A 16,163-nucleotide genomic window follows, 5' to 3' on the forward strand; every position below is an offset into this window, starting at 1 on the left:
GAGAGTTGCGTAGCTCTCGCGCTTTTCAGGTTAAACGGCAAGTTCAGATTAGAAGCTGAACCGACCGCCGATTTGCAAGGCGCGTGGCCCGCCGGTTCCGAAATTCTGACCAACGCGACCGGTCGCCTGACCGAAACTGTTATTGAGCGTACCGCTGAAGCCTGTGAGATTCGAGATGTTGAAAAGGTTAAAGGCTTCGATGAAAATCGTTGCGTTGTACCTTTCAGCAAACTTGAAATTTTTCGACAAGCGCACATCATGTGACCAGAAATCGTCGCCGAACTGGAACTGCGCCGGCAAGGTGATGGTCGGGAAGGTCGCGCCATTGGCGGCAGGTTTCCCGGCAAGGCTTGAGTTGTATTCAGCAACCAGACGTCGCAATTCATCGGCATCGGTGCCGCGTCCGAGTGAAAACGGTTTGAGACCCGGCAAGGTATCGCCGCGTGTGCCATCGCCATTGACATCAATTGAGCCTGGGATAGTTCCATTGTTAGATGGGGTGCTCTGATAAATGGCAATCAATGAACCTTGCAATCCCCAGGGCAATTCCAGCAGTCCGCTAACCGTCAGGCTGTGACGGGAACCGGCATCAATGGGATTACCAAACCAGTTGTTCAAGTCAAGCAGCGGGAATTCCGTGCGTTTTTGCAAGGCATAACTGGCGGTGAGTTGATAACGATTAGAGAATCGTTTATCGAGTTTGACAAGCATGGCGCGGTAATCGTTTCGCCCGTTGCTATTGGTCACGCTGATTGCGCCATTGGAGCAGATAGCTGTGGGATTGATGATTTGCGCGCCAACGCAAGCCGGCAATGCCCGTCCACCTTGTGCGGCGACGCGGTCAGTGCGGTTGTAATCGGAAGCCAACAGCGAATGCACCCGTTTACGCAAAACAAAATCGACGTTGAGCAACATATCTTTAGTCAGTTTACGTTGTACGCCGATAGAAAATTGTTCGGAGTAAGGGGTTTCCAAATCGGAATCAAGAATGCCGCTGCCGGTCTTAAAGAAATCCAGTCCCGAAAAACCTGCTGCGCCTGCGGCTTGCAAACCGGAAAGGATTGCCGCTTTCTGCCCAGCCAGAAGTGACATGAAATTAGCGCCCGTGAATTTGGTTGGATTGGTGACAAAGTTGATCGAAGTGCCTGCCGGAGGACTGAAACTGGCAACCGCGGCTGCGAGTTGCGCCTGCACGGCTGCCGGCAGACCTGGAATCGTCGGCAATTGCGGGAAAGCAATGTTGTTTTGGAAATAAGCTGTGGGCACTACGGAACGACCATTGCCTGCCGGGCCGTTGGTGGCGCGTTCCTGCAAACGGGTGACGAAGAGAATGGTGTCGTAGTAAAGACCGGCACCGCCGCGAATGACCGTGTCACCTTTGCTGCCGACATCCCAGGTAAAGCCGATAGAAGGAGCAAAGTTATTTTTATCCTTCTTAGCTTTATCTGTGCTGCTCAATAAAGAAGCTAAAAGTCTGGGTTTGGCAAGGTCATGATTGCCCAGATTGGTTTCATATTGATAGGAACCGCCATACAGGAAAGTGAAGTTCGGACGAATACGCCAGGCATCCTGAACATAGAAGCGATAGCGATTGCCCTGACGTGCAATATCCCCGTTGAATGGCGGGGGTTGTGACGGGTCGCCAATGCCAACTGCGCCAGCGGCGAGCGGCAGACCAAGAATGTCATTGACCGTCAACTTCGCGCCGGGCGTCGTGAAAGCGGCAGGAAGCGAAAGTTGGGCGGTGCCGATGACGATATTTTTAACCGCCTGTGGCAATCCCGGAATGCCATTAATCGCATTAGCGAAAGCCGCGTTGGCAATGCCGACGAATTCCGGGTCATAGAGCACGAGCAGTCCCGGTTCCAAAAATTCCCATTTGCCAAAACCGTAGTTGTGTTCCCATTCAGCGCCAAATTTCAGGCGATGCGAACCTTTTTCCCAACTTACATTATCAACATATTGATAACGGTTGAGCCGACGATTTTGCGGGGCATTGGTGGTATTACCGAATGCCAGGTTGCTGCTGACGAAATTGATATGCACGCCGCCAAGCCCGATGCAGCCGACTTCCGAGGACGGACATTGGTCAGCCGATGGAATCAACTCGTCGTTCGTGATGCGCTGGAAATTGAAACGAAAATCGTTGACCAGATTTCTTGAAATCAGGCTGGTGATACCGGCTTGCGCATTGTGGTCACGGCTCTTGTTATCACGCCATCGCGAGGGCAAGACGTTATTGCCGTCAGGCGCGACGGTGCTGTTGTCATCGAAGCTGTAGCGAGTGAAGATGTTGTGTTTTTCACCCCATTTATAATCGCCGCGAATGTTGAGGAGAATGCCATCATAGGCGCTTGGGAAACTAGTGTTGAACTGTTGAAATATCGGGTTGCCGGTGATGTTCGATGAAAACACCGTGTCCTGATTCAACCATTCAACGTTTCCGAAATAAAATGCTTTATCTTTTTTGATGGGACCACCAAGCGAACCGCCGTATTGATAACGACGGAAGAAGGGGTCAAATTCTTTCGACGGTTTTTTCAAGGTTGGAATAGCCGACAGATTATGGTCGCGGAAATAGAGAAAGGCGCTGCCGTGCATATCGTTGCCACCCTGACGCGAAACGATATTGATGGCACCAACCGAGGTGACCCCGGTCGAGAGGTCGAAGTTATAGGTTGAGATTTGAAACTCTTGAACGGTTTCCGTAGAGAAGTTTTGCGCCGCACCGCCGCATACCGGATCAACGATGCTGCCGCCGTCTACTGTGAGTCGCGTAGCCGATGCCGGCCCGCCACCGATAGAGACGTTAAAGAGGTTATTTTGCGCGCCGGGATTATTGGCGGATACCGAAACCCCCGGTTCAAGCAACGCGAGTTGCAGGAAGTTACGACCATTGAGCGGCAAGGCATCAATCTTTTTCTGGTTGATGACCCCGGCAATCTGGTGATTCTCTTTTTCAACTGAAGCTTGTCCGGCAGCGATGTCTACGACTTCGGTGCCGCCGCCTGCCGTCAACGTGACATCACCGGCAAACGATGAACCGACTTCGACAACGGCGTTGAATGAGGTTCTTGAAAATCCTTGCGCTTCAATAGTGACTTCATATTCGCCGGGTTGCAGGGCCGGAATGGTATAAAGCCCGTCGTCGCCCGTGTTGCCTTCGCGTTTGTCACCGGTTGCTTTATTTTTAGCCGTGATTTTGGCATTGGTAATAACTGCGCCTTGTTGATCTTTAACCGCGCCGCGAATGGAGCCGGTCGGGTTTTGCGCAAAAACCGGCAAGGCAAGATTTGCCAGCAACGCAAGCACCGTTAAGATCGGCGGCAAGGCTTTGAACTTTTTAAGCATACTAATTCTCCTTTCAACTCTTGTGAGCGGATAGTTTCTTTCAGCTTTGGATTTAAGCTGTTTAGGCCTGCTTTGCAATCATGACCTCACAGTTAAAGCAGGGACAAACTGCAAGTCTCGACAATCATAATGACCAGAGCACTGTAAAATCGCCTAATGACAAAACTGCCAACTAAACTTTCAAGACAACGATTAATATTGCTTAGATTTTGAGATTAAATGTTAGAGTGCCTACGAACGGAGCATATATTCTTTCTTTCAAGTTTGATTGTCAAGCCGTTTCTGAATGCTTTTCATTTTTTGCCGGAAAGCTGCCGGATACGCCATTTGTAGCATTCACTACCAGGATTTATAAGGCTTAGCCGGTTGGTAGAATGGTGCGGAAATTTAGCAGACACAACTATATTTTCACCATCCGACGGCTCAGTTGCATATCCTTGCCGTGACCATTTAAACAACTAAACCGCCGGATAGCTGAAACCCCTTGCTGGTTTCTCAATCGAAAAAGTGAATCCCTTAGCAAACCACCACGCTAGAACTGCAACCGCGCCGCCAGTTGAAAGGCGCGCGGCCCCCCCGAACCGAAAACCCCACCGGCGCGTGTACTCGGTTGCCCGAAATTCGCGCCATTGAGCGTACCGCTGTAACCGGAGAGATTGGAAATGTTAAATATATTGAATGCCTCACCAATAATCTGGAGTTTAACTTTCTCTCCGATGGAAATAATTCTCGTCACTCGAATATCCTGTGAGATAAAGGTATCGCCGCTATCAAAATTTTTGGGCAGGGTGATTGCCGGAATCACCTGATCTCGGGTCGTGCGTTTGCCGGTCACTGCCGTCGGTAAAGTGGTGTTATATTGATTGACCAACCGACGCACATCATCTTGATTAAATTTGCGCCCGAAACCTCTGAAAGTTGCGCCGGGCAAAATGAGAGAACTGGTGCCATCACCATCCAAATCCACCCCGGAAATCAACAACGTCAATGCCGGTTTACTGAGCATTTGATTGATGAGCGAGACTTGCCAGGTATTGGCGACCGCCTGGATGAATTTGTTATCGCCCTGATAGCTTGGCAATTCCATTGCACCGCTGAAGGTGAAGCGATGGCGACGGTCGGAATCCTGATAATCATCCGCTTCATAAAAATTATCGAGATTGTACACGCCATTGCCAACGCCGTTAAAGCCAATGAATTTTGACAAAGCGTAAGAGGCAGTAAACAGGTAGCGGTCGGAAAAGCGTTTGTCCACTTTGACGTGCAAGCCTGTATAACGATAATTAGCGCCATTTTGAGAGATGGCAATCGGCCCGGTTGAACATTGCGCCGTCGGGTTTAAAGATTGTTGTCCGGTACACACCGGAATAATCGGATTCGGGCTTGGGTCGCCGCGTCCGTTCGCGCCAACCTGTGAGAGCCGTGCCCGGTTATAACGGTTGCGGTCAATAATGAAGGTGTTATGCAAGCCGCCAAACTTGAGTGAACGCCGCAACACGAAATCCGCTTGTACGACTAACTCTTGCGCGAGTTTGCGTTGAATGCCGATGCTCGCATTGATGGCATAAGGAACGACGGTGTTTTGGTCGAACAGTCCGCCGAAACCTTGCTCGCCGGTGGTTTTTACTGCTTGAATCCCGCGCACCGCAAGGTTAGTGCCATCGCCGAGCAAGGCTTGTGCTGTAGCGCGCAAAGTCGGCAATTGCGCTGCCAGATTGGTGCCGCTATAAGCAGTAGGAAAACTCGCAAACTGGAGATTGAACAAGGTGCCCGGAATGATGTAGCGACCATTGCCGGATGGCCCGGTGTAGGCGCGCTCGTTGAGGCGCGTCCAGAACAGATTGGAATCATGATAAACGCCGCCGCCGCCGCGAATCACCATATTGCCGTTGCCATGCACATCCCAGGCAAAACCGATGCTCGGATCGAAATTGTTCTTATCGCGTTTGGGCGCGCTTAAATCGCCGCCAAGCAGTGGAGCGAGCAGAGCGGGACGGTCAAAATCATGATTGAGGACATTGTCTTCATACACCCAAGCCACCCCGTAGTTGAAGGTGAACCGCGGGTGCAACCGCCATTGATCGCCGATAAAGATGCGATAACGATTATTGTGCGAGGCAGTCTGGAAATTGAAGGGCTGTGGTTGTCCGGGATTGCCTACGCCTGTAGCAAAACCCGCGAGCGGCAGCCGCAAAATATCCGCATAAGTTGGCAACAAACCCGGAACCGCGGGACCCGTGCCGGTGGCGTTCAACTTCAAACTCAAGGGCAACGCATTATAAAGCGGGAAAAAGGGTGAAGCCGCGCCGCCGGTAGCCGCGACAAATGCCAGAATGTGCAGCGGATCCCAAAGCGTCACAAATGCCGGTTCAAGATATGCCCAGTGTCCCTGCCCATAAAAATGTTCCCACTCGCCGCCAACCCGCATCCGGTGCGTCCCTTTTTGCCAACTCAAAGTGTCGGTCAGTTGATAGGTTCTCAGCACCCGATTCTGCGGCGTATTCAAATTGTTGCCGATGCCGAAATTGCTGAGCGTCGTGCCAATGCGTGGGCCCCCAACGCCAAGGCAATAAACCGGGTCTTTGCAAGCGTCGGTGGGAATCTTGAGTCGTCCGCTGTAAAAGCTGTACGAGTAACGGAAATCGTTGACCGTGTTGCTGGTCAACAGAGTGGTCAATCCGCCCAATGCTTGAGTTGAAACATTTTTGGTAGATACCCAGTTGGAGGGCATAAAAACGCCGTTTGCCGAATTGAAGTTATCGTTATTGTCGGTGCTAAAGCGAACGAAGGCGTTATTTTTGTCATTGATTCTGAAATCAACCTTGAGATTTGCCTGATTGAAATCCAACGGTTGTGGAAAAGCGACATCATATTGCGAAAAGATGGGATGGTTGTTGGCGATGGGCACCACCCCATCCTGATTCTGATGCTCATAGTTGAAGAAATAAAATACATTATCTCTTTTGATGGGTCCGCCGATAGAACCGCCCATCTGTCGTCGCGCAAAAAACGGCTCTCTTAGAGACGGGTCAATCGCCGCGCGCGGATTGCGCTGGAGCGCCGGATAAGCCGCCATGTTGTCATCGCGGTAGTACATAAACAGCGAGCCATGCAAATCATTAGTGCCACTGCGCGAGATGACATTGATTGAACCGACGCTGGTAACCGAAGTGGAAATATCATAATTGAAGGTTGAAATCTGAAATTCCTGCACGGATTCCTGCGAAAAATTCTGCGACGTGCCCCCGGTCACTCGGTCATTAATAGTTGCCCCGTCAACGGAAATGCGGGTCAACGCCTGCGAAGCTCCGGCGACCGAAACGCGGAAGAAGTTATTCGGACTGGTGCCGGGATTGTCCACGGCTTCAACGCCAACACCGGGTTCGAGCAATGCCAGTTGCAGGAAATTGCGACCGTTGAGCGGTAAAACTTCAATCTGTCTGCGCCCAACGACGCCATCAATCTTGTGGTCGGTAACATTAATGGTCGGCGTATCGCTAACCACACTAATGGTTTCCGAAGCTTGTCCGATTTCCAGCACAAATTCAATCGTCGCATTTTCGCCGACTTGAACATGTATCATGCTGACGGCGGTTTTAAAGCCCGGCATGCTGACTTTGACCTCATATTCGCCGGGCGTCAGGTTGCTGACCTGATACTCACCATCCGAGTTGGTTTTCACCATGCGCGCGGCTCCGGTTGCTTTGCTGGTAACCGCAATCTTCGCGTCAGTGATGACGGCTTCCTTCGGGTCTTTTACCGTCCCGCGCAATCCGCCGGTAGGAATTTGAGCAAAAACCGGAGAGATGCTGGTGAAACAAAAGACCCAAAGCATAAATAAACTCAGTTTGGAATGGCGCATATTTTTCTCCTTTCAATTCCTGTGAGCAATGTCAATGAACTAAAACAGCGGTTTTGTGTTTTCCGGGTATTCAAGTCCCTCACGCTAATGAAAAAGCGAAAAGACGACTACCTGAAATAACCCGACAACGAAACTCGACAGAGGATGAAAACTTTAACCTGAGTAAAGGCGGGACAATGCGACTGTCTATCATTACATCTGCCGGCTAGTGCTTTAGCCGATAGATGCCATTTTTAACAGCTAGATGAATAATTCCGAAGTATTGATGAATATGAGAAAAATATGTGCTTTTTGAACGCGCATATCTTCTTGCTTTCCGATTTGCTTGTCAAGCCGTTTCTGATCGCTTGGCAATTTCAGACTTGCCATTGTAATTGTAGGAGTCAACGGTTGCCGGTCAATGAACCCAAATGCAAGTTGATAAACTGTGACCGAAACGTCAAGCACTGAGCGGAAGATTACCGCAAGCCGAGTTCTGCGGCTAAGACCTCATCCACCCGACCGAGCGCATAAGCAATTTTTAGGGTGCTGCGGTTGATGCGGTCAGTAGCGCGGTCTGCCATTTTGCCGCCAATCATGGTCGCGCCTAACCCTGAGGCTTCGGCTTCTAAAAATGCGCGGGCTTCGTCAATCGCTTTATTGATTTCGGCATCGGGGAGTTGAAACATTTCAACCGCTAAAGCGGTCTGTTCGGGAATGCCTGTCCATTTACCGGCAAAACCGAAATCAATCGCCAGCCGTGCGTCACGTTTAAACTCTTCAATCGCCGCTTCGCGTTCGGCTTCGCTCTTGTTTTTCGTCGGATAGTTGGTGGTCATTTCGGCAATCGCCGGAATGCCTACGGACGCAGCAGCTTTAACGATTGCCGAACGCAGATGGCTAATCAGCGGATGGTCTGGACGGTAAGTCGAAGCGCGCATGCCGAGGCTCGCCCAGTAATCGTAGGTTCCCAAGATAAGTCCAACCAGACGCTTCGATGAATGCGCTATGGCGAATAAATTTTCTTCCGCCATCTCGGATTCAATCAACACTTCAATCTTAATTTGGTTTGGAGCCATACCGAGTTTGGTTTCAAGCGCCGCAAGCGTCGCATCAATCGAGCGCACTTCATCGGCGCTCTCGATTTTCGGATAAATCAAGCCATCGAGATTCGCGCCTGCCTGTTCGATAATGACCGAGATGTCTTCGTGTGCCGGGTCGAGTTCAAGCCCGCGCGGGCGAAAGAAGCGCAGGCGTTTTCCCCAGTCGAGTTCATTGAAAGCGCGAATGATGTTGGCGCGTCCCTGTTCGAGAAGTTCCGGGTTATTGCGCGGAATCGAATCTTCCAAATCAAGCATCACGAGATTGGCTTGCGAGCGGGTCGCCGCCCCTTCCGTATATTTCCACACCGTTGCCGGACAGGTCAGATGCGCCATCTGCACATAATATTTCGGCTCCAGGTCAATGAGTCGTTCACTGACTCCGGCAAGTAGCTTTTCATTGCGCGCTTTTGCGGCAGCGGTAATCTCTGCGTCAGGGGTTTGCATAATTGAATTTCCGTCTCCTGAAAATTGCATTGTGTGGGTTGAAATTCTAGCGATGAAAAGAAAAAAGCGCGAGGCTTGAATAAACTTCAAACGCTCGCGCTTCGTGCAACGCTTTATGGAAAATGTTGCAGGTTAGAGCCGGGTGCAAATGATTTTACTTGACGCCGGTTGAGCAAGCGGTCAGTGACCGCGCCTCAACCTTCAATCGTTTTACCAGCGGCTCTAGTTGTTGCGACCACTGCTCGCGCCGCCCGCCGGGGTCATCGGCGCCGCCACAGGTTTATTGTGATAATTCGGATACGCAGGGCGTTTCGGACGAACCACCGGGTTACGTTTCAACGCTGCCATCGCAACTTCAACAGCTTTTTCAAGCTGCGGGTCTTTGCCTTCACGCCACGCTCGCGGGTCCATCTCGACTTCAATGTCGGGCGCGACCCCATGATTTTCAACTTCCCATTGGCTTTCAGGATTGTAGAAAGCAAAGTGCGGCGCGGTCACACTGCCACCATCAACCAATGCCGGATAACCGCCGATGCCGACCAGTCCCCCCCAGGTGCGTTTGCCAATGAGTGGACCAATCTTCATGCGACGGAACATCCACGGCATCAAATCGCCGCCCGACCCGGCGTATTCATTGACAATCATGACCTTCGGACCCGGAATCACACCGTGCGGGGTGGTCGCTTCGCCGCCTTCGCGCACCGCCCAGTAACTCATCACCTGTTTGCGCAGGAAATCAACGATGTAATCGGCAGCCGAACCGCCACCGTTGAAACGTTCGTCAATCACCGCGCCGTCTTTATCGAGTTGGGCAAAGTAATAGCGATTGAAATTGGAATAACCGCCGCCCGCCGTATCCGGCAACCAGACATAAGCGAGTTTGCCGCCGCTCATCTGCTCAACTTTGCGACGATTGCCCTCAATCCACGCGAGATTGCGCAAGCCGCCTTCATTAGCGACCGGCACTACGGTGACTTCCCGCGAAGCCGAACCATCGGGATTTGCGCCGATTTTAATGACCACTTGTTTATTCGCGGTGCTCTCAAAAAATTGATAAAGGTTATCGGTTGCCGTGAGATTGCGACCGTTGACCGCAAGCAGGTATTCGCCTTCTTTAACATTGACACCGGGTTGCGTCAGCGGGGCGCGGGTCTGCGGGTTCCAGTTTTCGCCGTTGTAAATTTTGGCGAAACGATAACGCCCGTTTTCGATTTTATAATCTGCGCCAAGCAAGCCGCCGGGCACGAAACCCGGACGCGGCACATCGCCGCCTTGAATGTAAAGATGACCGACCGAAAGTTCGCCGAGCATATCGCTAAACAGATAATTCAAATCGGCGCGATGAGCGAGCGCCGCAAGATATGGCTCATATTTTTTCTCTGCGGCTTTCAAATCCAAGCCGTGATAATTGGGCGCGTAAAAGAAGTCACGCTCCATGCGCCAGACCTCTTTGTACATCTGCGTCCACTCAGACTTAGGGTCAATATAGACTTCCATTTCATCTGTGCGAATGCGTCCTTCGCCGGGTTTGATGGGCGTCATCGTGGAAGCGATGAACCAATTCTGTCCCTGCACATAAAGAACCTTTTCGCCGTTTGCCGAAAGGTCAAAGGCGTTGATGCCTTCAATTACCTTATCGAGTTTGCGTTTTTCCAAATCGAATTTATGCAGAATGCCGCCTTGAGTGCCGGGCGCAGTTGCGGCTTCGATGATGAATAAATTATTCGGCTTGCCCGCAGCCATGCCGACATAGGTGCGATTCGGAATCGGCAATGCGAGAATGCGTTGACCGATGCCCTCGAAATCAATCGCGACTTTGACGGGTTCGGGTTTCGCAGGTGGTTTCGGCGCTTCAGCCGGTTTTTCTTCGCTGACTTTTTCTTCATCGCTTTCCGGTGCCAGCGGTGAAGGCAAATCTTTCTTGAGCACGCAAACATAAACACTGCGCGTCGGACGGAACGGATAGGCAGACATATCAAGACCTGCGGTAGTGTTCACGGTGTCGGTGCTTGCCGTGAAGTAAAGATATTTGCCGCTCTTATCGAATGTCGGAAAGCGCGCATCGCTCATGCCATCGGTCACTTGATAGCTCTTGCTCTCTTCAATCGAGTAAACGTGAACGGCGCGAATCCACGATTTATTGGCTTTGTTGTAAGCCAGCCAACGACTGTCAGGCGACCACGCGGGGTCAAAGGTTCCTGCGCCTGCATGGGTCGTATCAACTTTGGTCGGCGTGCCTTTGGCAAGGTCAACGTACCAGAGATTCAGACGTTTGTCATAAAAGGCAATCTTTTTGCTATCGGGCGACCACGTCGGTGAATAATAGAATGACGGGTCAAGGGCAATCTTTTTCACTTCGCCGATTCCCGATTGTTCGCGCAAATGCAAAGCGTATTCACCGGATTCATCGGAAAAATAAGCCACCCATTTGCCATCAGGTGACCACGAAGGGTCGCGTTCGGCAACCCCCGGCGTGTTGGTCAAATTGCGGGCATTTCCTTTTTCGGCAGGGACGCTCAAAATATCGCCACGCGCTTCAAAAACGGCGCGCGCCCCCGTCGGCGAAATCCCGTAGTTGAACATGCGATTACCGATTTTTTCATAGCGGGCGCGAACCGAAGGCAAATCGCCGTTCAAGGTGATGTTGACTTTCTGGGTCTTGCCCGATTTCAAATCGAAAAGATTAATTACGCCGAATTGTTCGTAAATAATCGCGTCTGCGCCAAGCGATGCCGCCTTGATGTCATAGCCGGTATTTTGCAGCACCTGATTAACGCGCCTGGTGGTCGTGTCATAAGCAAACAAAGTGACTGCGCCGTTGCGGTCTGAAAGGAAATAGACTTTGTTGCCAGTCCACATCGGATTGAAATCGTTGGAATCAACCCGCGGGATTTTTTCAATACTCGAATCTTTCAAATCAGCAATCCAGACAGGGGTAGCGCGTCCGCCGCGATAGCGTTTCCAATTTTGAAAAGCGCGCGGCAACGGCACATACGCAAGACGCTGTCCATCGGTTGAATAAGCGCCTTCGTAAGCCATCGGCAACGGCACGACAGTTGGAGAGACGCCGTCAACTGACATGGTGAAAAGTTGCCCGGTGCGACCCGATTCGCTGGTGCGCCCGGAAACGAACAGAACATTTTTGCCATCAGGCGTCCATCCGACCACGCCATCATTCCCCGGATGATAGGTCAAACGACGCGGCACACCGCCGGTGGTCGGCACGACATAAACATCTATGTTGCCGTCATATTCGCCCGTGAAAGCGACCATCGACCCATCGGGCGAAAACAGCGGCGAGCTTTCCACACCGACACCAGTTGTCAGGCGCGAAGCTTCGCCGCCTTCGCGTCCGACGATCCACAAATCACCGGCAAACACAAAAACGATATGGGTTTTGCTCAATGTCGGTTGCCTGAAGAGCATCGGCTTATCGGTTTGCGCGAGGCCGGCGATTGCCAGCGTCAGCAAAAGAAATAGACTGAGGATTGCTTTTTTCATTTCGATTTCTCCTATAAATGACCTGTCGGCGTGCCACCTTTAATCCGGTGACCTTGCCTTAAAAGAGCAACAGCGAGATTACCGAACAAACCGAAATGAATGAACAAACGGAAGCATCTGAAACCGTAGATTCAACTAACCATTGAGTAATCTTTTTCATTCATTTCGGTTTGTTCGGTAATCGTTTTACTTTTCCTTAACCACGACGATTCGTAAATTGAAAGCTAATTCGAGCGACCGCCACTTGAGGTCATCGGCATCGCGCCCGTTGGTTTATTTTGATAATTCGGGAAGGGCGGCAATTTGTATTTTTGACGCGGATTCTTTTTGAGTTCTTCCATCAAATATTCCACCGCTTTTTCAAGTTGCGGGTCGCGTCCCGCGCGCCACATCGCCGGGTCGAATTCAACTTCGATGTCCGCCGGAACGCCGACATTTTCGACTTCCCATTCGCCGCTCAGTCCATAAATCGCCGCATCGGGCGCAGTCACGCCGCCGCCATCCATCAACGTCGGCGCGGGGAATGATGCAATCAAGCCGCCCCAGGTGCGTTTGCCGATGGTCGGGCCAACTTTGGCTTTGCGAAAATACCAGGGCATGGCGTCGCCACCCGAACCCGCCATTTCATTAATCAACATGGCTTTCGGCCCGTAAATCGCGCCCGCCGGAACCGGCACGTCCTGACCGCCTTCACGATAATGAATCATACTCAGTTGCTGGCGCGTCAAATGTTGGACGATATAATCGGCAAGCAGCCCGCCCCCGTTGAAACGTTCATCCATCACCACGCCATCTTTATTGGTTTGCGCGAAGAAATAGCGGTTGAAACTGGTGTAGCCGCCGTTTGCCGTGTCCGGCATATAAACATAAGCGAGTTTGCCGCCGCTCATCTGCTCAACTTTGCGACGATTGCCCTCAATCCACGCGAGATTGCGCAAGCCGCCTTCATTAGCGACCGGCACCACGGTGACTTCCCGCGCGCCTGTGCCATCGGGATTTGCGCCGATTTTAATGACCACTTGTTTACCGGCTTTGCTCTCGAATGCCTGATAGAGGTTATCGGTCGAGCGAATCTCTTTGCCATTGATGGCAATCAAATACTCGCCCTCTTTAACATTCACACCGGGTTGCGTCAGCGGGGCGCGCAGATTGGGATTCCAGTTTTCGCCGTTGTAAATTTTGGCGAAACGATAACGCCCGTTTTCGATTTTATAATCGCAACCCAGCAGACCGCCGGGCACGAAATTCGGGCGCGGTTGGTCGCCGCCGCGAATGAACATATGACCGACGGTGAGTTGATTGAGCATCTCTGTGAAGAGGTAATTCAAATCGGCGCGATGAGCAACCGCTTCGAGATATGGCTCATACAATTTCTCGGCGACTTTCAAATCCAAGCCGTGCGCGTTCGGGTCATAGAAGAAATCGCGTTCGCCGCGCCACACCTCTTTGTACATCTGACGCCACTCGACTTTCGGGTCGGTGGCGACTTCCATTTCGGCAACCCGCAACAAATTGGGCGCACCCGGAGCGCCCGGCGGCAATGGCGCGCCAAGCGTTGCCGTCGAACCGATGAACCACGCTGTGAAGCCTTGACGATAGAGCGCCTTTTCGCCATTTGCCGAAACCGTAAAGCCGGTTACGCCATCAAGGGCTTTATCGAATTTGCGTTTCCCGAAATCGAATTTGTGAACCGTGAGTGAAGGCGGCGCGAAGACTTCGAGATTGATGGGCGGCGCTTCGACAATGTAAATGGTGTTGGCTTTACCGGCGTATAAATCAACGAAGTTTCGCGCCGGAATCGGTAAAGAAACGATGCGCTGGTCAATGGCTTCGAGGTCAACGCGAATCGGCTCGACTTCTTTCTTCGCGGGAGGCGTGCCAGCGGGAGGCGTAGCGGGTTGCGCGCCTTCCGGTTTTTTCTCTGCCGCAGCTTTATCATCAGCCGGTTTGTCAGCAGGCTTTGCATCCTCTTTCTTTTCCGGTTGCACTTTCTCTTCATCGCTTTCGGGCGCGAGCGGTGACGGAATGTCATTGCGCAACACAACGGCATAGACGCTGCGTGTCGGTTGATGCGCGATGCCGGAAAGGTCTGCGAAACTGATTGACGGGCCAATATTGGTGCTGGCGGTGAAATAGAGATATTTGCCGCTCTTGTCGAATGCAGGGTAACGCGCGTCGCTCAGACCATCGGTAATTTGATGGGTTTGATTTTTTTCGAGCGAATAGAGAAAGACCGCGCGTAAAAGATTGGGCAATTGTTTCGTATACGTCAGCCAACGACTATCGGGCGACCACACCGGACGCACCACATCATCATTGGAGCCAATCGGATTGCTATCGACTTTGATGGGCGTGGCTTTGTCAACTTCGAGATACCAGAGTTGGAGTTTCTTATCAAACAGAGCAACCTTTTTGCTGTCGGGCGACCACGTCGGCGCATAATAAAAAGTCGGCGGCAATTGAATTTTTTTCACTTCACCTTTGCCGAGCTGATCGCGCACATGCAAAGCGTATTCGCCGGATTCATCGGAAAAATAGGCAATCCATTTGCCATCGGGCGACCAAGCCGGGTCGCGTTCCATCACCCCCGGCGTGTTGGTCAAATTGCGCGGGTCGCCTTTTTCAGCCGGGACGGTGAGAATTTCGCCGCGCGCTTCAAAGACCGCGCGCGCCCCCGTCGGTGAAATCTGTGCATTGGCAATGCGATTGCCAACCCGTTCAAAATGTGGACGCACGGAAAGCAAATCATTGGCAACGCGAATATTGACTTTGTTCACTTTGCCTGATTTCAAATCGTAAAGGTGGATGGTGCCGAACTGTTCAAGCACGATTGCGCCCGCGCCCGCCGCCGCCGATTTGTAATCGAGTCCATCGTTTTTAATCAGTTGGTCAACCTTTTTGGATTTCGTATCGAATGAGAAGAGGCTGACGGCTCCGGCGCGATTCGACAAGAAATAAACTTTATCACCGACCCACATCGGGTAACGTTCATTGGAGTTTTCACGCGGCAATTTTTCGATGGATGAATCGGCAAGCCGGGCAATCCAGATGGGCTGGGTTTGCCCGCCGTTATAACGTTTCCAATCGGGCTGCCATTGGGTGAGCGGTTCATAAGCGATGTATGCGCCGTCGGGCGAATAGGAGCCGTAGCTTCCGAGTGGCAGCGGCACTTGCGTCGGCAACCCGCCATCTATGCCGATGGTATAAAGTTGCGTATAAAAAGATGTGCTGTTGCGCGGCGATGAAAAGAGAATCTGTTTGCCGTCGTTGCTCCAGCCTACGGCTTTATCGGGACCCGGATGATAGGTGATGCGTTTGGGTACGCCGCCCGCTGCCGGTACGACGTAAACATCGGTGTTGCCATCGTATTCGCCCGTAAAGGCAATCATCAAACCATCAGGCGAAAAGCTGGGGTCGGTTTCGATGCCGACGCCGTTCGTCAGGCGTCTGGCATCGCCGCCTTCACGTCCGACTATCCATAAATCGCCCGCATAAACGAAAACGATATGCGTTTTGTTAATCGTTGGCTTTTGATAAAGCGTTGCTTTGTCACTTTGCGCCAGCGCCGAAACGACGGTCGCCAGCAAGAGCATGAGAAGAAGAAATAGTCTGGTCATGAAGGTTCAAAACTCCTTAGAAGAAAATGCGTGCCATGTTGGAATTGAGAGAAAAGTATCCGCCTTGTTTCCGGTTTCGTCCAATACAAGTCATCAATTTTCAAGTTTGAAAAAGCTGTGACTATCCTCTACGACTAATGGGCGATTTGCGTTCCCGATGAATTATGAATGTTGTTTTTATTCAGGTACCCATAAACCGCTGCAACCTCTGAGGCATAATTCCGGGTAGCGTTATAAAGCAACGGTTTAAAATCGGCTGGTTTGGGTAATCGGAATGAAGATAATAAACCAATCGTTATCATTTGC

At 51.6% G+C, this 16,163-nt stretch carries 5 protein-coding genes; all 5 read right to left on the bottom strand.

What is annotated here, in order from left to right; all coding sequences use genetic code 11:
• Positions 1-48 precede the first annotated feature (48 nt).
• The 5 genes from AB1757_04390 to AB1757_04410 all read right to left on the bottom strand — a co-directional run bounded on the left by AB1757_04390 (position 49) and on the right by AB1757_04410 (position 15,857).
• A complete protein-coding gene (locus AB1757_04390) occupies positions 49-3,351 on the bottom strand; it encodes a TonB-dependent receptor (protein MEW6126281.1) in 3,303 nt (1,100 codons plus the stop codon).
• Positions 3,352-3,883: 532 nt separating this feature from the next.
• Positions 3,884-7,213, bottom strand: coding sequence for a TonB-dependent receptor (locus AB1757_04395; GenBank protein ID MEW6126282.1), 3,330 nt, complete (start codon positions 7,211-7,213; stop codon positions 3,884-3,886).
• 458 nt (positions 7,214-7,671) lie between these two features.
• Positions 7,672-8,739: an aldolase/citrate lyase family protein gene (locus tag AB1757_04400; GenBank protein ID MEW6126283.1), complete on the bottom strand. Its 1,068-nt coding sequence runs from the start codon at positions 8,737-8,739 to the stop codon at positions 7,672-7,674.
• Between the two features lie 222 nt (positions 8,740-8,961).
• A complete protein-coding gene (locus tag AB1757_04405; GenBank protein ID MEW6126284.1) occupies positions 8,962-12,240 on the bottom strand; it encodes a PDZ domain-containing protein in 3,279 nt (1,092 codons plus the stop codon).
• 224 nt (positions 12,241-12,464) lie between these two features.
• The gene (locus AB1757_04410; GenBank protein ID MEW6126285.1) at positions 12,465-15,857 is read right to left on the bottom strand and encodes a PDZ domain-containing protein; all 3,393 of its coding nucleotides are present in this window, start codon (positions 15,855-15,857) and stop codon (positions 12,465-12,467) included.
• Positions 15,858-16,163: the final 306 nt, after the last annotated feature.

It is taken from the genome of Acidobacteriota bacterium, assembly GCA_040754075.1.
GTDB lineage: Bacteria > Acidobacteriota > Blastocatellia > UBA7656 > UBA7656 > JBFMDH01.